Annotated in this window: 16 protein-coding genes; 8 read left to right on the forward strand and 8 right to left on the reverse strand. The window is 51.5% G+C overall.

The window, feature by feature from the left end; all coding sequences use genetic code 11:
• Window positions 1-11 precede the first annotated feature (11 nt).
• The 4 genes from hemW to BM231_RS01820 all read left to right on the forward strand — a co-directional run bounded on the left by hemW (window position 12) and on the right by BM231_RS01820 (window position 4,510).
• Entirely contained in the window at window positions 12-1,175 is a 1,164-nt protein-coding gene (hemW, locus tag BM231_RS01805) for a radical SAM family heme chaperone HemW (RefSeq protein WP_093516290.1), read from the forward strand.
• Window positions 1,176-1,547: 372 nt separating this feature from the next.
• Entirely contained in the window at window positions 1,548-3,068 is a 1,521-nt protein-coding gene (gene phaZ, locus BM231_RS01810; protein WP_244310582.1) for a polyhydroxyalkanoate depolymerase, read from the forward strand.
• A 108-nt stretch (window positions 3,069-3,176) separates the two neighbouring features.
• Window positions 3,177-3,590: a DUF2852 domain-containing protein gene (locus tag BM231_RS01815; protein ID WP_093516294.1), complete on the forward strand. Its 414-nt coding sequence runs from the start codon at window positions 3,177-3,179 to the stop codon at window positions 3,588-3,590.
• Window positions 3,591-3,766: 176 nt separating this feature from the next.
• Window positions 3,767-4,510 (forward strand): M48 family metallopeptidase, encoded by a 744-nt coding sequence (locus BM231_RS01820; protein ID WP_093516296.1) that lies wholly within the window; start codon window positions 3,767-3,769, stop codon window positions 4,508-4,510.
• On the opposite strand, the gene BM231_RS01825 is transcribed toward BM231_RS01820, so the two are convergent.
• The gene (locus BM231_RS01825; protein ID WP_208860064.1) at window positions 4,511-6,469 is read right to left on the reverse strand and encodes a transglycosylase domain-containing protein; all 1,959 of its coding nucleotides are present in this window, start codon (window positions 6,467-6,469) and stop codon (window positions 4,511-4,513) included.
• Between the two features lie 296 nt (window positions 6,470-6,765).
• On the opposite strand from BM231_RS01825, the gene BM231_RS26930 reads away from it, so the two are divergent.
• A complete protein-coding gene (locus BM231_RS26930; RefSeq protein WP_159437944.1) occupies window positions 6,766-6,915 on the forward strand; it encodes a hypothetical protein in 150 nt (49 codons plus the stop codon).
• 293 nt (window positions 6,916-7,208) lie between these two features.
• Here BM231_RS26930 and olsB read toward each other — a convergent pair whose 3' ends face one another.
• The 6 genes from olsB to rsmI all read right to left on the reverse strand — a co-directional run bounded on the left by olsB (window position 7,209) and on the right by rsmI (window position 14,819).
• Complete coding sequence (gene olsB, locus BM231_RS01830; RefSeq protein ID WP_425287806.1) at window positions 7,209-8,123, reverse strand: l-ornithine N(alpha)-acyltransferase; 915 nt, start codon at window positions 8,121-8,123, stop codon at window positions 7,209-7,211.
• Window positions 8,124-8,411: 288 nt separating this feature from the next.
• Entirely contained in the window at window positions 8,412-10,649 is a 2,238-nt protein-coding gene (locus BM231_RS01835; RefSeq protein WP_208859993.1) for a response regulator, read from the reverse strand.
• 64 nt (window positions 10,650-10,713) lie between these two features.
• Window positions 10,714-12,240: a YifB family Mg chelatase-like AAA ATPase gene (locus tag BM231_RS01840; RefSeq protein WP_093516300.1), complete on the reverse strand. Its 1,527-nt coding sequence runs from the start codon at window positions 12,238-12,240 to the stop codon at window positions 10,714-10,716.
• 192 nt (window positions 12,241-12,432) lie between these two features.
• Window positions 12,433-13,407, reverse strand: coding sequence for a glutathione synthase (gene gshB / locus BM231_RS01845; RefSeq protein ID WP_082830466.1), 975 nt, complete (start codon window positions 13,405-13,407; stop codon window positions 12,433-12,435).
• 118 nt (window positions 13,408-13,525) lie between these two features.
• Entirely contained in the window at window positions 13,526-13,933 is a 408-nt protein-coding gene (locus tag BM231_RS01850; protein WP_108818555.1) for a YraN family protein, read from the reverse strand.
• The gene (gene rsmI / locus BM231_RS01855) at window positions 13,899-14,819 is read right to left on the reverse strand and encodes a 16S rRNA (cytidine(1402)-2'-O)-methyltransferase (protein ID WP_093516302.1); all 921 of its coding nucleotides are present in this window, start codon (window positions 14,817-14,819) and stop codon (window positions 13,899-13,901) included. The genes BM231_RS01850 and rsmI overlap by 35 nt, the downstream gene beginning before the upstream one ends.
• Window positions 14,820-15,176: 357 nt before the next feature.
• On the opposite strand from rsmI, the gene BM231_RS01860 reads away from it, so the two are divergent.
• The 3 genes from BM231_RS01860 to coaBC all read left to right on the forward strand — a co-directional run bounded on the left by BM231_RS01860 (window position 15,177) and on the right by coaBC (window position 18,284).
• A complete protein-coding gene (locus BM231_RS01860) occupies window positions 15,177-16,409 on the forward strand; it encodes a penicillin-binding protein activator (RefSeq protein WP_093516304.1) in 1,233 nt (410 codons plus the stop codon).
• Window positions 16,410-16,566: 157 nt separating this feature from the next.
• A complete protein-coding gene (locus BM231_RS01865; RefSeq protein WP_063309033.1) occupies window positions 16,567-16,932 on the forward strand; it encodes a VOC family protein in 366 nt (121 codons plus the stop codon).
• A gap of 149 nt (window positions 16,933-17,081) precedes the next feature.
• Window positions 17,082-18,284 (forward strand): bifunctional phosphopantothenoylcysteine decarboxylase/phosphopantothenate--cysteine ligase CoaBC, encoded by a 1,203-nt coding sequence (coaBC, locus tag BM231_RS01870; RefSeq protein WP_093516306.1) that lies wholly within the window; start codon window positions 17,082-17,084, stop codon window positions 18,282-18,284.
• Window positions 18,285-18,342: 58 nt separating this feature from the next.
• Here coaBC and BM231_RS01875 read toward each other — a convergent pair whose 3' ends face one another.
• On the reverse strand, window positions 18,343-19,989 hold the full coding sequence (locus tag BM231_RS01875) for a GMC family oxidoreductase (RefSeq protein ID WP_093516308.1): 1,647 nt from the start codon (window positions 19,987-19,989) through the stop codon (window positions 18,343-18,345).
• Window positions 19,990-20,092 lie beyond the last annotated feature (103 nt).

A 20,092-nucleotide genomic window follows, 5' to 3' on the forward strand; every position in this document is an offset into this window, starting at 1 on the left:
AAGGAAAAAGAATGACTGTGTCACCGGTTGGCGGCTTTGGGATTTACGTGCATTGGCCTTTTTGTCTGGCAAAATGCCCATATTGTGACTTTAACTCCCACGTGCGCCACCAGCCGGTTTCGCAGGAACATTACGCCAAAGCTTTGGCAACAGAGCTGACACGCTATGCGCAGATGGTGCCGGGCCGCACGGTCGATTCCATCTTCTTTGGCGGTGGCACCCCATCCCTGATGGAGCCTAAAACCGTTGAGACCATTCTCAATGAGATCGCCCGTCTCTGGCATCTGCCGTCCACCGCCGAAATCTCCATGGAAGCCAACCCAACCAGCGTGGAAGCGACCCGCTTTGCAGGCTATAGATCTGCTGGTGTAAATCGCCTGTCTGTCGGCATTCAGGCACTGGATGACAAGGAACTGAAGATCCTTGGCCGCCAGCATTCTGTTTCGGAAGCGATTCAAGCTGTTGAAATTGCGCGCAAAACTTTCCCGCGGATCTCGTTCGACCTCATCTACGCCCGACCAACCCAGACCTTGAAGGCATGGGAGCAAGAGCTCAATCGCGCTATTGATCTGGCCGCTGATCACCTCTCGATGTACCAGCTCACCATCGAAAGCGGCACCATGTTCCAGCGCCTTTATGCGGCTGGAAAGCTCGAGATGCTGGACCCTGATCTAGCTGCAGATATGTTTGATCTGACGCAGGAGGTCACCGCAACACGCGGTTTGCCTGCCTATGAGGTCTCAAATCACGCTGCACCTGACGCTCAGTGCCAGCACAACCTCATTTACTGGCGCTATGGCGATTATGTTGGCGTCGGCCCCGGTGCGCATGGACGATTGACGCTGGAAAATGGCACCAAACTGGCAACCTCGACTGAGAAACATCCAGAAACATGGCTGGGTTTGGTTGAAAGTCAGGGCCACGGCTCTATTTCTGAAGACATACTTGGTCATGGTGAGCAAGGTGACGAGTTGCTGTTGATGGGCATGCGACTGCATGAAGGCATTGACGTACCACGTTATGAACAGCTCTCTGGCCGTCAGTTCAACCCGCAGAGATTGTTAAATCTGCAGGAAAACGGCATGGTAGAATGGGTAAGCAACACCCGCCTGCGTGCAACGCAAGCTGGCTTTCCCCTACTGGATGCCGTAATTGCTGAGCTGGCTTCTGATTAGCATTCCCAAATAAAATTCATTAGCGATTTCAACTTAGTGAAATAATTGCAGTCGAATTACTCGATTCGATTGGGGTATTAATTTACATATTGTGCGATGCAGCATAATTGATTACACTGACATGTACCTCAGCGATGGTGAAGAACCTATTGATCTTCAATGCAAGTTAAGGTTGGTTTGTATTTCTCCATGAGTCTATGTTGCTGAAAAGGTATAGGGCTGTCTATACTTTTGCGGTGCAGCACTTCGGGCTAAAGTGTATTCGTGTTGCGGAAATCAAAAATTACATGAACAAGAGTTGGCTGAAGCGAACGTCTGGGGAGGAAACATTCTGTGCTGTTCTACCATTTGTATGAAATGAACCATGCAGCGATGTCCCCTGTCCGGGCTGCAGCGGACATGACACGATTGTGCTTTCAAAACCCGCTCAACCCCATGGCGCACACGCAGGTTGGTCGCACGGTTGCTGCATCCTGTGAAATGTTAGAGCGTGTCACCCGCCGCTATGGTAAGCCGGAGTTTGAGCTTGATACCACTGTCGTGGATGGCAAAGAAGTAGACATCACGGAAGAAATCATCTGGGCCAAGCCATTTTGTGGCCTGCTGCACTTCAAGCGTGATTTACCTCAGAGTAGAAAAAACGATCCCAAAATTCTGATCGTCTCCCCTATGTCTGGCCACTACGCAACTCTTCTGCGCGGCACTGTTGAAGCCTTACTGCCAAATCTGGACGTTTACATTACGGACTGGGAAGATGCGCGTCAGGTGCCTGTCGCTGACGGTCGTTTCGACCTGGACGACTATATCGAATACATCATGCAGATGCTGCATTATCTGGGGCCAAACACGCACGTTCTGGCGGTATGTCAGCCATCCGTCCCAGTTTACGCAGCTGTTTCATTGATGGAGGAGAACGGAGACAAATGCGCTCCGGCGACCATGACGCTGATGGGTGGACCAATTGACACCCGCGAAGCGCCAACTGCCGTGAATGATCTGGCCGTCGAAAAAGGTATCGACTGGTTCAAGCGCAATGTTGTCATGGAAGTTCCCTTCCCTCACAAAGGTTTCACACGACAGGTTTATCCGGGTTTCCTCCAGCTCTCTGGCTTCATGAGCATGAATCTGGACCGGCATATGGTGGCGCACCGTGATTTCTTCCAACATCTGATTGAGGGTGACGGGGACAGCGCTGAAAAGCATCGTGACTTCTATGATGAATATCTCGCTGTCATGGATTTGACCTCTGAGTTCTATCTCCAGACCGTGGAGACCGTGTTCATCGAGCATTCGCTGCCAAAAGGTGAAATGATGCATCGTGGCAAGATGGTTGATCCGAAAAAGATCACTGGCACGGCGCTGTTTACTGTTGAAGGCGAAAACGACGACATTTCTGGTGTTGGCCAAACCCAAGCGGCTCAAAAACTGGCTGAAAACATCCCTTCCAGTCGTCGATTGCACTACATCCAACCCGGTGTAGGCCATTACGGCGTGTTCAACGGCTCAAAGTATCGTTCTGAAATCGCCCCACGTATCGTCAAGTTCATTCAGGACAATCCAAGAAACGTGCGTGCGGAACAGGTTTCTAAGCGGGCAGCGAAAAAGACCCTGCGTGAAAATACCTCTGAGAAAATTGCAGGCGACCCACTACGTGAAATCCTGCTTGCTGAGCCAAAAGGCGCTGCAGATGACCTGCAGCTGATCAGCGGTGTTGGACCTAAACTAGAGCGGGCTTTGAACGGCGCAGGCATCTTCCACTACTGGCAAATTGCAAATCTGACAGAAGATCAGGCCGCTGCGCTGGACGATCGTTTGGATATTCGCGGACGCATGGTTAGGGATAATTGGGTTGAGCAGGCACGCCGTCTCAATGAAACAGTGCATTCTAATTGAATGTAAGTGAAGATAACCCACCGTCTAATAAAATTTCATTCTATCTCTTGAAACTAAAATAAAATCATCCCATCTCAAGCTTGTTGATTTGAGAAAGGGGTGATTTTAATGAATGTAAATGCAATAAAACCCTCCTGGAATCCTCTAAGTATTGCACTTATGGTTCTTGGATTCGTAGTTTTCTGGCCTCTTGGCCTTGCTATGCTTGCCTACATCTTATGGGGCGACAACTTTAATGGCTGGAAGCGTGAAGCTAAATGCCAGTGGAATCGTAGCAACTTGAAAAATACGATGGATAACATGCAAAATGCGACCCGCAGCGGTAATGCTGCATTTGACGATTACCGTGAAAAAGAGCTGAGCCGCTTGGAAGAAGAGCGCAGAAAGCTTGATAGCATGCGTCAGGAATTTGATAGCTACATGGACGACCTGCGTCGGGCTAAAGATCAGGAAGAGTTCGACCGCTTCATGAGAAACCGCCATAACCGTCCAGGCGAGCCATCTGCTGGAGAAGCAATCTAGTGGTTCTCAAAGGTTCATAACAAGCATCTGGTGCTCTGCTTTCGCAGGGCACCCTTTTGTACGTTGAGCCTTACTCGCAAGATGACACACGCGCTAAAGTAATTCGCACTGGTTGACTTTCAAATCGCCCCTTTCTCTGCAATAACGAGAGCGGCCAGTGCAATTTTCGAGGTGATATGGGGTTCTTTGCGACAAAGGTTTTGCCGGAGTTTATTGAGGTGGATCTGGGACATAGGCCACTGCAAATCCGCCTGAAACGCAATTCGAGAGCAAAGCGCTATATCCTTAGAATTCCACCCGGTGACCCAACACCTGTCATCACTGTTCCTGCCCGGGGCAATCTGAAGACAGCTCAAGATTTCGCCAACCGGCAAATCGACTGGTTGAAGCAAAGACTGGGTTCTCGCCCGGATACTATCAAATTTGAAGAGGGTGCGCGCATCCCAATCAAAGGTGTGCCGCACACCCTGCGCTCTTCCGGCAAGTTACGTGGGCTCGCGAAGCTTGATCTTGAAGACCAGACGGATGAACCGCTGCTGTTACTACCCGGGGAAACACAAAGCTTTCACCGTAAAACCAAAGACTTCCTGCGCAAGTTAGCTAAAGAAGATCTTGAAGCACACGTACAGCACTTCACGAACAAGCTTGGACGCAACTATCACAGCATCACACTGCGAGACACCAAGAGCCGTTGGGGCTCCTGTTCGCATGATGGGAAACTATCGTTCTCCTGGCGCCTTGTGATGGCACCACCAGACATTCTGGAGTACGTAGCAGCCCACGAAGTTGCTCACTTGGTGAAACTAGATCACTCACCTGAGTTCTGGCGCGTCTGCGAGCAGTTGGCACCCCACACAAAGCAAGCCCAACGCTGGCTCAAAGAGCACGGCTCTCAACTTCACCTTTACGGACAGGAATAGCTAACCGCCGCCAAACAACCGTCCAAGCAGATCCAACGGACTTGTGCTGGTGTTGTTTTGTGGGCGCGGAGCTGTTGTTGCTTGCACAGCAGGCCTTGGTGGCTGTGGTTGCTGAGGGGCAGCCACAAATGTTGGTTGACGACGCGTAGGCGCCGTTCCAGGCTTCCACAATGGTGATGTTTCGGCAAGATTGATCGGCACACCTGGCAGTCTGGCAATCGGGATGCCCTGATGCTCTGTCTCCATCACCCAAGCCCAGATTTCTGCTGGCAGTGTACCCCCACTCACCTTCTTCATCGGCTTGTTGTTATCATTCCCAAGCCAGACCGCAGTGGTGAGTGAGTTTGTATAACCAATGAACCACGCATCTTTATAGCCCTGTGTGGTACCGGTTTTGCCACCTGCCGGACGTCCCGCCAACAAAGCACGCTTGCCTGTGCCACCATAGACTGTTTGCGCCATCATAGTGTTGATTTCACTAAGCTTATCTCCACGAACAACGCGTCCTGTACCGTCACCGGAGCGGCGATAAAGGACTTTGCCATGTTCATTTCGAATTTGCCGGACCACATGAGGAACAACACCATATCCACCATTCGAGAAAGGCACATACGCGGAGGCAATCTCAAGTGGGGTAACCTCAGAGGTTCCAAGAGCAATGGACGGATTGGATTTGAGTGCAGATGTAATGCCTAGGCGACGTGCAGTACGCGCCACATTGGCCGGGCCAACCTCATGCGCCAGCTTTGCTGCAACGGTGTTGATTGAGAATGCAAGCGCTTGCGTCAGTGTCACATCGCCATAATAGCGCTTGGTATAGTTCTTCGGTGTCCAGCCTCTGTAGGTGACACGCGCATCCCTGCGGACAGTATTTGGGGTCATCCCCCGCTCCAACGCCGCGAGATAAACAAATGGTTTGAAGGCTGATCCCGGTTGTCTACGCGCATAAACAGCGCGGTTGAACTGGCTTTTCCGATAATCAACACCGCCGACAAGTGCGCGAATGGCACCACTGCGATTGAGCGTAACAACCGCGCCTTGTGTGACATTAAATTCTTGGCAGGACTCTGCAATCCGAGTGGTCAGTGCCGTTTCTGCTGCTTGCTGCATGTCCCAATCGATGGTGGTATCGACAATAATGTCCTCACCAATGGAACCCACGAAGCCGGGTAGCAACTCCATTACATAATCAGCAACATAATTGCCACTGCTGCTGTTGTGGCTTGTGACCACATGCGCTGGATTAAACAGAGCATTCTTAGCGTCATCAGCAGTGATGAAGCCAGCCTTGTGCATTGATGCAATCACTACCTGGGCACGACCTTCTGCAAGTGCAGCATTGCGTGTAGGTGCATATTTGCTAGGCGCCTTCAGCAGACCGGCAATGGTCGCCGCTTCAGCAAGGTTGATGAGATGAGCAGACTTGCCAAAATAAACCCGCGATGCGGCATCAACACCATACGCCCCTGCGCCGAGATATACCCGGTTGAGGTACATCTCCAGAATTTCGTCCTTGCTGTAATTCCACTCCAGCCACAGCGCCATTACCACTTCCTGCATCTTACGTTGCATGGTGCGCTCAGGCTTCAGGAACAGGTTCTTCGCCAACTGCTGTGTTAGGGTCGACCCACCCTGCACAGTTCGCCCGCTGGTGTAGTTGACAAAAGCAGCACGGGCGAGGCCAATTGGGTCGATACCGAAATGATATCTGAAACGCCTGTCCTCAATGGCCATCACAGCTTCAGGCAAATAACTGGGCAGCTGCTCCAAACGGACTGCCTCCCCGCCGGTATCACCACGATTGGCAATCAAAGTGCCGTTTGCAGAAACGATGCGTACGTTAGGTGGGCGCTGCGGGACAGCCCACTCTGAAGCCGGTGGCAAATGCGCGGCGTAATAGGTGAGAATACCACCAACAAGGACGATACCCCAAATGCCAAGAACGACACTCCAGTACATGGAAAAGCGGAAGGACTTCCACAAAAAACGACGAAACTTGCTTTGGCTCTTTGGCTTGCCAGAAGAGGTCGCTGCATCAAGAGCTGCCAGCGTTTGCTGACGTGCCTTGCGGCTAGGCTTTTTGGCAGGCTTCTTGACTGGCGCTCCTTGCGCGGGTCTGGGACGCTGAGGAGCAGGCTTTCTGGCCTGTGCTGTTGGGTTTTGAGGTGAGGAGCGCTGCCCCGATGGTGATTGCTTGCTTGGAGCGCTGGCTCTGTTTGGACGGCGAATATAATCTTCGACTTCATCAGGGCGCAATGCGACGCCCTGTAAGCGTGGTCGTTGAGGTTGCACTGGGCGTTTTGGGCGGTGTCCCTCAGGATGTTGCGGCGGCCTGCCGGAAGGGCGTTGCCCGGGGCGCACTGGCCTCCGTTTTCTGCCATTTCCATTTTGGCCTGTCGCCATAGCTCAAAAACACCCCAGTACCAATCACTCAAATCTTGGGCAAATATTGCCAGTAAAGATTGAGCATGCCTGAACAAACTCAGGCTGCTGACCGCTTGGGAGGGAGGTCGCAACCTGGATACAAAACACGAACGATTTTAGGGAAACACGCTTAATTCTGCGTTAAGCTATTGAGGTGAATTGCGCGCACTTGGCTGGGAAATGCAACAAATATGCAGAGATACTAGTGCTCTTGTGCAAATAAAAAAGGGCGGTAACCCGCCCTCTTCATTTTGAGGATCTGATAGCCCTTTGATCAGCTGGAATACCGGCTGGCATCCTGACCATAGTAGTTCACATAGCGTGAGTTCAGCTTGGACACTGGCATGATGATCAATACATCAGTGGTTCCGAACTGGTGATCAACAACCGCTCCGTTACCAATAAAGGCTCCAAGGCGGAGATATCCTTTGATCAATGGAGGCAGAGAGCGCAGCGCAGCGCGTTGATCCACCTGGTCTTTCGCAATGCGGTTCATCTCCACGTACTGGTCCGGCAGCGCTGAAACGTGCCATTCCTCCGGCGCACTAGCAAAGTGATGCAAGAAGGAAAGTTGCTCAGAAAGAAGATCGGGATCAGTACCTTCGATAGAGGCACAACCAATCATCACATCTACATTGTGCATCAGCACATAAGACCAGATGCCGTGCCATAAAAGCTCAACGGTTTTCTTGGTGCGATAAGGTTTCAGAACACAAGAGCGGCCAAGCTCCATGAAATTTAGATCACTATGACGATCTAGAATTCCCTGAATATCAAACTCACCTGCCGTGTAGAAACCGCCATTGAGCTGTGCAAGTTCCTGACGAAGCAAACGATATGTGCCTACAATCTGTGGCTTGAGCTTGGAAAACGGTTTGTTGCGAACCTGGCTGTTGTGATCAACGACCAGCAGATGATCACAAATCTCATCATAACTGTCACGGTCAAGACGCGACAACTGTGTTTGTGCATCCGCAATTGCAGACATTTCTTCGTAAAACACTTCGTAGCGTAAACGTTGAGATTGCTTGAGTTCTTTGGCTCCGTTGGAAAGACGAACCTCGAGTGGGCCGACTTTGCCAAGGCTTTGTCCTGCCTCCGGCATTTTTCCAAGCATTGCCTGAGGGATCCACCGCGGCGCAGGTCGCCCTGACAGCTTACTCGGTGTGAACTTTTTTAGGACTTTCATCGGGGAAATATGTCCAGATCCAGCCATACTATTATTATCTCATATTGCTTAGGTGTTTAAGAAACATTGCAATAATGAGAACGCCTTTCTGAATTTGCACCAATTGAGTCACCCATGTCAATTTTGGGTAGTCAATCTGTGATATAAGCCCATTTTAGGACAGTTGAGTGACACAACACCAACATTTACCCGCGTAACGACGCTCACATTTGCTAAACAATGCTGCGGTCGCGGTTAATCTGAGTATAACAACCGCCTCGTGATATTGAACAGGCTAAATATACCGAGCTATCTCTTAGCATAGCGTTTTAAAACAGCCTCGAGATCCTGCTTTTTTAGGGGTTTGCTTAAAAAACCGTCTGCTCCGGCCTTAAGAGCCTCTTCTTTTGCCTCCGGCATAACATCTGCTGAAACAACATAAATTGGCACTTGCGACGCAGATTTGTCTTCCCTGCCTCTAATTTTGGAGATGGCTTCAAGCCCATCCAGACCGGGCATGTGCAGATCCATAAGCACAATATCAAACGAGCCGCTGGCACAGAGCGAAACAGCCTTATGCCCATCCTCCGCAAGCTCTGATCTGTGGCCCAGTTTGTCCAGTAGTGCTTGAACCAGCATCCAGTTAATTGGGTTATCTTCGGCCACTAACACATTGAGATTTGTGTTTTGGCCTTGCTGTGTAGGCGCCACCTCTTCTTCTGTTACATCTCTATCAACCTCGTCTGTCAGCAGCGAGCCTGGTGAAAGCACCCGAAGCAGTGAGCTGCGACGAACAGGACGGGTCAAGTAACCAGAAAACTCCCCGGTCTTGATATCTGCAATCCGCGCCCGCTCCTGAGGTTTAATGAGGACAAAGATCTCTGGCGCACTCTCTGATTGCTGCCCATAGAAATTGCGAATGCGTTCCACATATTCTTCACCAACAAGCAAACGGTCAAAATGTGGCGTTAGAGGCAATTCTTCGAGTTCGTCTACTTCCAGAACCTTGGTGTGAATGAACCCGCTGGTGCTCAGCGTTTTATGGACAAGGCTGGCTTCAATCTGATTGCTGGTTACGATCGCGATACGATCTTCATGACTTTCGGCAGGGTCAGCAGAAATCTCATCAACAGGCATCTCAAGAAGGAAGGTGGAGCCGCAACCCAACTGACTCTGAACGGTGAGTGAACTTCCCATTAACTCAGCCAGTCGTTTGGAAATTGCCAGACCCAGGCCTGCTCCATCGAACTTGCGATTGCGGCGATACTCGCCCTGTTCAAATTCCCGGAAGATGCGAGCTGCGGTGATTTCATCCATGCCAGGGCCAGTATCTTTGACAGCGAACTCCAGCAAATGATGGCCTGTGGTATCTGTAACGGCTTGCAGGACTAAAGATACACCGCCCTCTTCTGTAAATTTGATCGCGTTCCCAACCAGATTGTATAGGACTTGCTGCAACCGTGCCGGATCGCTCTGAATAGTATCTGGTACGGCTGGACTGATAAATGAACCAATCTGCAATCCCTTTGCATGAGCTTTGGGAGAGAGCAACTCCACAATGCGCTCCACTAGCGGAGCAAGCTCAACACTGCCAGTTTCCAATTCCAGCTTACCCGCTTCGATCTTGGAGTAATCAAGAACCTCATCAATAAGCATCAAAAGCGTGGAGCCTGAAGTCCTGATCGCATTAATGTAGTTTTGCTGCTCTGCAGTGGTTGTCGTGTCATCCAACAAATCTGCCATGCCCAAGACACCGTTTAGGGGCGTTCGAATTTCGTGACTGACCATCGCAAGAAAACGAGATTTTGCCTCACTGGCATTTGCTGCATGGTCGCGGTCTTCGCGCAACTTTTGCTCAGCTTGTCGCCTGTCAGTGACATCCGTCAGGATCCACTGAATGATCGGAGCACCGCCGCTGCCATCGCGAATGCTCAGGCGTAGGAGTGAATACCAGCGGGTGCCGTGTTTTGTGCGCAAAGCAACGTCTTCGGTTGCTCCAGCCACCCCTTCATCAAGGTCGGGTGTGAAGTCTTCAGCATAGGGCAGATGAATAGCCCGCCCGATTTCAACGCCAAATCCAGTCGGAAAATTGCGTTTGCCTGCATCATTCACGGAAAGCACCAGGCCTTCGCTGTCACAACGGATCACGATGGCGCCCAGCGCATCCAGAATAGAACGGTGCCGATCATCTGCTTCGCGCAGTTGCCAGTCAGCATCACTGGCTAATTCGGATGGATCTTCAAGTTGTTCAACTTCACTGCGGATCTGAGCTGTTTTCCAGCTTTGTGCAATAACATCACTTGCCGGAAATCGCCGAAACAACACGGCGCCAGCCCCAAAGGCAAGCAACACAACATAGAGGCTTTGTGCAGACCGCCAATCAGTCAGCAGCAACGCAATCAGCAAGCATATAACGCCCACGAAAATGGAGAGGCTCTTTAGAACAAAGGAGGATTTCTCGGTGATTTCGCTTTGCTTAATCAGAGACACGCGGGCCTGAGTAACAACATGGGTGCTCTCCTCAGTTTTTAGTCTCCGTTTCAACACTGCTTTTGCTCCACCCGAACTATTTCGGTAAATCAGTAAAATTCAATTGGTAGGATATAACAGATTATGCGGCGGCCAAATAGGCGGAAGAGCGCTTGAAGCTCAGGGCCTCGGCCAGGTGAATACGCTGAACGGACTCTGACCCATCCATATCTGCAATTGTCCGCGATAGTTTCAGAACCCGATGGTAGCCACGTGCAGAAAGACCAAACTGTATGGATGCCTGTTCAATCAATTCCTTACTGCCCTGATCCAACGCAACAATCTGCTCAATGGTCCGCGCACTGGCGTGTGCATTGACGGTGATGTCTAGTCCAAGAGAGGCATAGCGGGCTTGCTGAATGGTACGAGCACGTGCCACACGTTGAGCAACCACTTCCGAGCTCTCTGAAGTGTGCGGGCTGATCAGGTCTCTTGCAGAAACTGCGGGAACATGAAGTTGCAGATCCATCCGATCAAGAAACGGCCCGGAAACTCGCGACTGATAAGAACTCGCGCATTTATCGCCTCGCCTGCAAGTGTGTCCTGGCTCTCCTGCATAACCGCAACGGCAAGGGTTCATCGCGGCAACCACTTGCACCATAGATGGGTAGCTCACACGATAATTGGCACGAACAATCGTCGCCACACCGTTCTCAATAGGCTGTCTCAAGCTGTCCAGAACAGAACTATCGAACTCTGGCAGTTCATCCAAAAAAAGCACGCCATTGTGAGCCATGGACACTTCGCCGGGTCTGGCTTTTATGCCACCGCCAACCAGTGAGGCCATGGAGGCAGAGTGATGCGGTGCCCGGAAGGGACGTTGATTGCTCAAGGCGCCATCTTCCAGCTCACCTGATATGGAAGCGATCATGGAAACTTCCAGCAGTTCGCGAGCTGATAGTGGCGGCAAAAGAGCAGGTAACCTGCTCGCGAGTAAGGTCTTCCCAGAGCCTGGAGGGCCAATCATCATCAGGTTATGAGAGCCAGCAGCTGCAATCTCCAGTGCTCGCTTCGCTGTTTCTTGCCCTCGAATATCGGCAAGGTCCAGTGAACTAGCAGCTTGTGGAGAGCTACGCGGTTTTGGGGCAGAAAGAGTAATGTCACCTTTCAATGCGCGGTAGAGCTGAACCAGTGATCCCGCAGCCATAATTTTAAGGTTCTCATCCGCCCATGCCGCTTCAGAGCCGCAACTTGCTGGACAAATCAAACCTTTCCCGTTTGCAACAGCAGCGATTGCAGCTGGAAGGGCTCCGTTTACGTGAGAAATGCTGCCATCTAGTGAGAGCTCACCCAGAACGAGGAAGCCTTCGACAGCTTCCGCAGGCAGTGCCCCCATCGCCACTAAGAGGCCAAGCGCAATCGGAAGGTCATAATGTGATCCTTCCTTAGGTAGGTCAGCCGGCGCCAGATTAACCGTCACACGTTTGGCTGGTAGCGCGAGGCCGGAAGCAATGAGTGCTGACCGAACCCGCTCCTTGCTCTCTGCAATTGCCTTATCGGGCAGGCCAACAAGAGTGAAATAGACGGATCCGGGGCTAATCTGGACCTGCACGTCAACATTTGCAGCGTCGACACCCTGAAAGGAAACGGTAGAGATGCGAGCGAACACCAGACACTCCTGCGACCACAATTAATCATCATTGTAGTAATTAAGCAGGAACGAACAGGAAACACACAAGCCTTGAATACTCAGAAATACGAAAGCCCCCATAAGAAGCTCTATCTGAAATCTCTGAGTTCATAATTGAAAGTCACTGGGAAAAAGAAAAGCCCTGTCAAACAACAGGGCCTTTGATATTTTTTAGCCTTCCAGTTTTTTCTCAAGCACATCCCAGACCATGCCGGCCACATCTGGCCCGCCCAGCTTCTGGATTGCGCGAATGCCAGTCGGAGCTGTCACGTTGATTTCAGTGAGGTTTCCGTCAATCACATCGATACCAACGAGAATGAGTCCTTGCTCCTTCAGTGTCGGCCCAAGGCGCGCGCAAATCTCTCTTTCGCGTTCAGTCAGGTCACTGTCTTTTGGAGACCCACCGCGTACCATGTTGGAGCGCAGGTCACCTTCTGCAGGGACACGGTTTACTGCACCAGCAAACTCGCCATCGACCAACAGAATGCGCTTATCGCCGTGTTTCACATTTGGCAGGAACTTCTGAATAACCCAAGGCTCGCGGAACGTGACGGAGAAGAAGTCATAAAGAGAACCGTAGTTCAGGTCATCCTTGGTCACGCGGAAAACAGCAGCTCCGCCATGTCCAAACAGCGGCTTCATTACGATATCGCTATGGATATTGCGGAACTCGTCGATCTCTTCGCGATCATGAGTAATCAGCGTTGGCGGCATCAGGTCGGCAAACTGGGTCACAAACAGTTTCTCTGGCGCATTACGCACAGAGACTGGATTGTTCAGGACCAGCGTTGTCTCAGAAAGCTTTTCGAGAATGTGGGTTGCTGCGATGTAAGCCAGATCAAACGGAGGATCCTGACGCATCAGAACGACATCCATATCAGACATGTCAACGCGCTGAGGCTCACCAAAACTGAAGTGATTGCCAGCTTCGTCGCGCACGGTTACCGGCTCAACGCGGCACATAACCTTTTCACCCCACAGGGCCAGACGCTCTGGTGTGTAATGATACAGCTCATAACCACGATCCTGCGCTTCTAGCATCAGAGCAAAAGCACTGTCGCCCGCAATGTTGATGGTTGAGATATGGTCCATCTGAACGGCGACTTTAAGCGGCCGCTTGGCACCAGAAGAAGCTGCTTGGGACATGAGGCACTCCTGAAATAACGCTGGGATAGAAATCCATGTAAATAAAAATGGATGTTAGCTGCAGATATGTGGGTCAGAAAGCAATTTGTCTACATTTTTGCGATAAAATATTTGTTTCCTAAAAAATTTCAGCTTCAAAAAGATTAGGGAAGTGCTGGGCTTCTCCATGTTTGGGAAGAATAACAGCATCAAATCGCAAGGTTTTTCCAACCACATCGTTGTGATGGGAAACCCATTCTCGGGCGGCATTTGCAATCCTTCGTTGAGAGCGTTGCGTGATTGCATATAAGCCATCATCCACACCCCGCCTGGCTTTCACTTCTACAAACACGATCGTCTGGTCTTGTTCGGCGATCAAATCGATCTCGCCCTGCTTGGTTTTGTAGCGTCTTTCAAGAATCTGCCAGCCCGCTTGGCGAAGCAGCATCTCTGCTTTCAGCTCCGCCTGTAGTCCTTTTCGATAAGCAGCCTGCTTCTTAAGAAGGTTACTTTTAGTCGCTCTCGGGCTCTTCTGCGGTTCCTGCATTTTTCAGCTCCATAGCACGGGTATAAATCGTCTTTCGATCCACCCCGGTTGCTTTGGAGACTTTCTTCGCTGCTGCGCTCACTGGCATTTCTTTCAATGCCTCTAGCAACAGTTCGTCTGCATCAACCTCGGTCAGCTCCTGCTCTTCAGGTGGTGAGACAAGAATAACAATTTCTCCCTTAGGGCGATCCCCCGAATAGAAATCACTCAGTTCTGCAAGGGTACCACGCTGGAAGGTCTCAAACCGCTTGGTCAGTTCGCGTGCAACAGCTGCTTTACGCTTCCCAAGAATTTCAGTCATATCGACAAGAGAAGCCCCAACTCTGTGAGGGCTCTCATAAAACACCAGTGTCGCCGGAATATCTCTCAGTTCTTCAAGACGTTTCTTTCTGCCGTGGGTCTTATTGGGCAGAAAACCAGCAAATAAAATAGTGTCAGAGGGTAAACCGGCGCCAACCAGACCGCTCAACATGGCTGAGGCACCTGGAATTGGCACAACCTTGTGCCCGTGCTCCACCACATCACCGACAAGCCGAAAGCCGGGATCAGAAATGAGCGGCGTTCCTGCATCGGAGACCAATGCAACGGCTCGTCCAGCACCCAATGCCTCCAAAATCTTAGGCAGTTGCCTGTGGGCATTGTGCTCATGATAGGTCATCATCTGCGTGCGGATGCCATAACGCTGCAACAAGACACCCGTCACACGAGTATCCTCGCAGGCAATAAGATCGCAAGCAGCCAAAGTTTCCAGCGCACGGATTGTGATGTCTTGCAAATTGCCGATTGGGGTCGAAACGATGTGCAATCCCGGTTCAATCCGTTTAGCCGTTAGCGAATGCTCGCCAATATAGTATTTCCGCTCGGATGCAGCTTCGGAATGATCCATGGTCGCCTCGTGAGAGCTCCAGAATGGAGCAAGTTTTGCACAGTAGTGAGTGCACATCTAACCAACAAACCGCAAAATGACTAATTACAACGGGGAGTTTTTGACAGAATCCTTAAAAAAATCGCGGATTTCCTTGGGTTGAGGCTGTATTAACTGCGTTGGATCTGTAGAAATAAACCAAACTAAGGCATATCTCCGAGAAGTGGGGTCCGGTTTTCGGATAAGAGTGTGCGCATAATAATCGATTAGAGCATGGCGCGTGAGCAATCGCGACGAGTTCTAAATGTAAATTGCCGGATTTCATCCCTTGCAAAACGAGGGATTGATTGAACGGCCTTCGGAATAGATGGGGCATCCATGAGCTTAGGATCAGCCACACTGCGTGGAATGAGCTTCCGCAAACTTGTGACAGGGGCTGCACTTGGCCTCTCCGTCCTGTTGGCTGGCTGTGTTAATTCACCTAACTTCTCATCGGTGAACACTCCTTTTCAGCCTGATTTAAACCCAAATGGCCAGCCGCAACTGGTCTCGGGCCGTGCCATCGGCAATGGCTCCGTTCGTGTTGGCCTGCTGCTACCATATTCTGGCGAAGGTCAATCCGCCGCTTCTGTTGCTACTCTTTTCGAAAATTCCGCCAAGCTCGCGCTTGAGGATTTTCAGGGTGCGGACATCCAGCTACTCGTAAAAGACACTGGTGGAACCTCCGAGGGCGCAAGCATTGCTGCCCAGCAGGCGATCAGTGAAGGCGCCGAACTCCTCATTGGTCCGGTTTTTGCCCCGGCTGTTCAGGGTGCTTCTGCCGTCGCACGCCGGTCTGGTGTTCCAATCGTTGCATTCTCCTCTGACACCAATGCAGCAAAGCCGGGCACATATCTGCTCAGCTACTTGCCAGTATCTGACGTAAACCGCATCGTGTCTTATGCAGCAGAACAAGAGCGCCGCTCCTATTCTGCGTTGTTGCCAAACAATGCCTATGGTGCGGTTGCTGAAGCTGCATTCCGTCAGGCTGTTGGGCAGACAAATGGCCGTATCATCACCATTGAGCGCTATATCCCGGGCAATGCTGAAGACATCCGCGCCCGCGTTGCTAGCCTGAGCCGCTCTATTTCGCAGGTGGACACTCTGTTTGTTCCTGAAGGTGGTGGTGTTCCTCCGTTTGTGATGCAGGTGATGACCGAAATGGGTGCAAGCCTTGGTGAAGTGAAGATGATCGGCAGTGGTCAGTGGAACACGCCGGATATCCTTCAGTCTCCTGTCATGGTTGGCAGCTGGTTCCCGGGTCCGGATAACCAGAGCTTCGAGCGTCTTGCGACCCGTTACCGCGAAACCTACGGCTCCCAGCCGCCGCGCAATGCTTCCTTGGCTTATGATGCAACCATTCTGGCCGCTGGGCTGGTCCGCTCCGCTGGGCCTGATCGTTTCTCTGACCGTGTGTTGACCAACCGTGATGGTTTCCTCGGCATTGATGGTATCTTCCGCTTCCAGCAAGATGGCCTGAATGACCGTGGACTTGCGGTTTATGCTGTTTCTGGCAAGAGGACTGCCGAACCAATTGCTCCAGCACCTCGCAGCTTCTCCGGCCAATTCTAGGCTCTGGAACTTCTGATGTTGAAAGCCTCGCTCGCAAGAGCGGGGCTTTTTTGTGTGGCTCTGAAGGATCTCTTCAATTGCACCTGTTATCTTGGGACCGTGGTGATCGGAAAAGCTTAATCTGCATTGGCAAAATCGCCATTAGAGGCAAAGAGCCATGCAGGAACTACGCTTTCATCATGTCGGCATTCCCACCAGCGAAAAGCTGCCGGCAACGCACCACAACAAAACCCTCAAACTCACTGCAACAGGCTATTTTGAAGGCCCCTATGCAATTGAGTGGATGAACTTTGATGATGACAATCCTCTCCCCGAGATAATCAAGACAACTCCTCATGTTGCCTATGTGGTTGATGATCTTGCCAAAGCTCTTGAAGGCAAGAACGTTATTTTATCTCCTGAAAGTCCGGCCAAAGGCGTCTGGGTTGCCTTCATTCTGGAAGGTCGAAACCTCATCGAGCTGATGCAATTTGACAAACCTGAAGAGGAAATATGGCCCCACCCCGGAAAGTTCAGGATCTGATGGGGCTGTAGTGTTACCGCGATTTACCCAATGGGACGAAAGGCCTTTAGGAAACTAATGAAATCCGGAGTGAAAACGTATAGAAATACCTCAGGAAATGAGTTGGCGGGCCTGATGGTGATCAAGCCTGCGCAAAAGGTGGTTTCAAAATGCTTTCAGATAAGCGCATTCTCCTTATCATCACAGGCGGTATTGCAGCCTACAAATCGCTGGATCTGATCCGCCGTCTGCAAGAGCGAGGTGCGAAAGTTCGGGCAGTTCTGACCAACGGTGGTTCTCAGTTCATCACACCGCTTGCTGTTGGTGCATTGACGGGCGACACAGTCTTCACCGAGCTGTTTGATAGAGAAGCCGAGCACGATGTCGGCCACATTCGCTTGTCGCGTGAGGCGGACCTTGTTGTCGTCGCCCCAGCCACAGCAAACATCATGGCAAAGATGGCGCATGGATTGGCCGACGACCTGGCCTCCTGTGTGTTACTGGCCAACGACAAGCCAGTGCTCGTTGCCCCTGCTATGAATTCCAAAATGTGGAGCCACCCGGCAACCCAGCGCAATGTTGCTCAGTTGAAAGCAGATGGTCTTAATTTTGTTGGCCCTAATGCTGGTGAAATGGCGGAAAAAGGCGAAGCAGGCTATGGCCGCATGTCCGAGCCGCTGGAAGTTGTTGGCGCGATTGAAGATCTCCTCTCTCCAAAAGAACAGCCCCTGAAGGGCAAGCGCATTGTTATCACAGCTGGTCCAACCCATGAGCCAATTGATCCAGTGCGTTACATCGCCAACCGCTCCTCCGGCAAACAAGGCTACGCCATTGCAGAAGCCGCCGCGAATGCCGGCGCGCAAGTGACACTTGTCTCAGGCCCAACAGTGCTGTCAGACCCGAAAGGCGTTGAGACAATTCGCGTTGAATCTGCAAGCGCTATGTTGGCTGCCGTTGAGTGCGCGCTACCAGCCGATATCGCGATCATGGCTGCAGCCGTTGCAGACTGGCGGGTTGCTCACGACAGCAATCAGAAAATCAAGAAAGACGGAACAGGTTTGCCACCCGCGCTGAGCCTTGTCGAAAACCCGGATATTCTGAAAACAGTAGGACATTTACAGGGCAAACGACCAAAGCTGGTGGTTGGTTTTGCTGCCGAAACAAATGATTTGATCAACAACGCTCGCGGAAAGCTGGAGCGTAAAGGTGCAGATCTGATTGTAGCAAACGATGTCAGCCCCGAGAATAACGTTATGGGCGGCGACAACAACACCGTCCGTCTTGTGACCCATACCGGCGTGGAAGATTGGCCGAAAATGGGTAAGGACGAAGTCGCTCGCCAGCTCGTTAAAAAGATCGCAGAGCTGGCTTAACCCGTTCGCCAAACTGTCTCGTTAGAAGGCCGGTATGATCGTACCGGCCTTTTGCTGTTTAGGCCGAAACCTGCTCGCTCTCGTGTTCAGCGCTCAAAAGCGGCTTTCCGAGGATCATGTCTGAAGCTTTCTCGGCGATCATGATTGTCGGCGCATTCGTATTGCCTGAGATCAGCGAAGGCATCACAGAAGCATCAATCACACGCAATCCTTCCAGCCCGTGCACTTTCAGGTCTGGCCCGACCACCGACATCTCATCTGTGCCCATCTTGCAAGTCCCGACAGGGTGATAGATCGTCTCCGCCCTCTCCCGCACTGCTTGCTTGATGCTGCGCTCATCACGGCCAAACTCGTAGAGCATGTCCTCCCGGTAGTCAGAGAGCTCTGGCCCTTCCAGAATATCCCGTGTCATGCGGATACCCTTGACCAACACATCCATGTCTTCTGGATCTGTCAGATATTTCGGGTCAATTCGGGGTGCATCCATCGGATCTGCTGTGTTGAGCCCGACTTCCCCGCTTGATTTTGGCCGCAAAACGCAAACGTGGCAGCCAAATCCGTATCCGCCATAGAGCTTCCGACCATGGTCATCAATGATAGAGATGACGAAATGCAGCTGCACGTCAGGCCTGTCCAGCTCCGGGCTGGTCTTCAAAAAAGCTCCGCCCTCAGCCGCGGGAGAAGCAATTATGCCAGACCCGTCCTTTCGCCAACGCATAATTTCCTTGATCAGCTGAATGCCCGGCTTAAGCCCTAACCCCAACATATCCGTCTTATTGGAGCGATAGCTGATGGTGTAATCCAGATGATCCTGCAGGTTCTTGCCCACACCAGGCAGATCATGCAGCACCGCAATGTTGTGTTTCGCCAGCTCATCGGCAGGTCCAACGCCAGAAAGCATGAGCAGTTGCGGAGACTGGAAAGCGCCTGCTGAGACAATAACCTCACGACCTGCTTTCACCGTCGCAAGTTTGCCCTTCCGGCTGTATTCAACACCAACGGCTTTCTTACCTTCAAACAACACCCGAGTACTGCGTGCATGAGTAATCACAGTCAGATTGGAGCGATCCATAACAGGGTGAAGGTAGGCAGCAGCAGCAGAACAGCGCTCGCCTTTTTTATTATCCTCATGGAACTGCGTGACCTGATAAAGCCCAACACCCTCCTGATCACCGCTGTTAAAATCATTGTTGCGCTTAATCTGTCTGCCTTCAGCTGCTGCTAAAAAGGCGTGCGAGATTGGAAGAGGCGAACGCTGCTCTGAAACGTGTAAAGGCCCATCAGCTCCATGCATCCCGCTTTCACCGCGCTGATTGCATTCGGCTTTTTTGAAGTAGGGCAGCACATCATCAAAGGACCACCCTTCTGCACCCTGCTCCACCCAGCCATCATAATCCTGTTTTTGGCCGCGGATATAAAGTTGCGCATTGATTGCGCTGGAACCACCCAAAGCCTTGCCACGTGGATGGAATGTGGTTCTGTCGTTCAGCTCTGTTTGTGGAACTGAGTTAAAAGCCCAATTGTTGATGGCAAAGGGCTTTGCCGAAACCATCGCTGCAATACCAAGGGGTGCTCGCACCAAAACGGACTTTCCTTCACCACCAGCCTCAAGCAGGCAAACGGTTACTGAAGGGTCTTCTGTAAGTCGGGCTGCAAGCACACACCCTGCTGAGCCGCCTCCAACAATCACATAATCAAATTTCATTGCGCCCCTCCCCAGAAACACATCACACGCCCGAAAGCCCTCAACTCTCCCGGAAATGACACAGCAAAAATGTCTAACGCATTTTCCACTCACCCTAATGCAG

This window comes from Pseudovibrio ascidiaceicola (assembly GCF_900114245.1).
GTDB classification, from domain to species: Bacteria; Pseudomonadota; Alphaproteobacteria; order Rhizobiales; family Stappiaceae; genus Pseudovibrio; species Pseudovibrio ascidiaceicola.

Bases quoted from the DNA above. Each gene is read 5' to 3' on its own strand.
- BM231_RS01815 (WP_093516294.1), top strand. From the start codon at position 3,177: ATGAATGTAAATGCAATAAAACCCTCCTGGAATCCTCTAAGTATTGCA.
- olsB (WP_425287806.1), bottom strand. From the start codon at position 8,123: ATGAAAGTCCTAAAAAAGTTCACACCGAGTAAGCTGTCAGGGCGACCT.
- phaZ (WP_244310582.1), top strand. From the start codon at position 1,548: ATGTCCCCTGTCCGGGCTGCAGCGGACATGACACGATTGTGCTTTCAA.
- hemW (WP_093516290.1), top strand. From the start codon at position 12: ATGACTGTGTCACCGGTTGGCGGCTTTGGGATTTACGTGCATTGGCCT.
- gshB (WP_082830466.1), bottom strand. From the start codon at position 13,407: ATGTCCCAAGCAGCTTCTTCTGGTGCCAAGCGGCCGCTTAAAGTCGCC.
- BM231_RS01825 (WP_208860064.1), bottom strand. From the start codon at position 6,469: ATGTACTGGAGTGTCGTTCTTGGCATTTGGGGTATCGTCCTTGTTGGT.
- BM231_RS01875 (WP_093516308.1), bottom strand. From the start codon at position 19,989: ATGAAATTTGATTATGTGATTGTTGGAGGCGGCTCAGCAGGGTGTGTG.
- BM231_RS01865 (WP_063309033.1), top strand. From the start codon at position 16,567: ATGCAGGAACTACGCTTTCATCATGTCGGCATTCCCACCAGCGAAAAG.
- rsmI (WP_093516302.1), bottom strand. From the start codon at position 14,819: ATGGATCATTCCGAAGCTGCATCCGAGCGGAAATACTATATTGGCGAG.
- BM231_RS01860 (WP_093516304.1), top strand. From the start codon at position 15,177: ATGAGCTTAGGATCAGCCACACTGCGTGGAATGAGCTTCCGCAAACTT.
- BM231_RS26930 (WP_159437944.1), top strand. From the start codon at position 6,766: ATGCGACGCCCTGTAAGCGTGGTCGTTGAGGTTGCACTGGGCGTTTTG.
- coaBC (WP_093516306.1), top strand. From the start codon at position 17,082: ATGCTTTCAGATAAGCGCATTCTCCTTATCATCACAGGCGGTATTGCA.
- BM231_RS01850 (WP_108818555.1), bottom strand. From the start codon at position 13,933: ATGCAGGAACCGCAGAAGAGCCCGAGAGCGACTAAAAGTAACCTTCTT.
- BM231_RS01820 (WP_093516296.1), top strand. From the start codon at position 3,767: ATGGGGTTCTTTGCGACAAAGGTTTTGCCGGAGTTTATTGAGGTGGAT.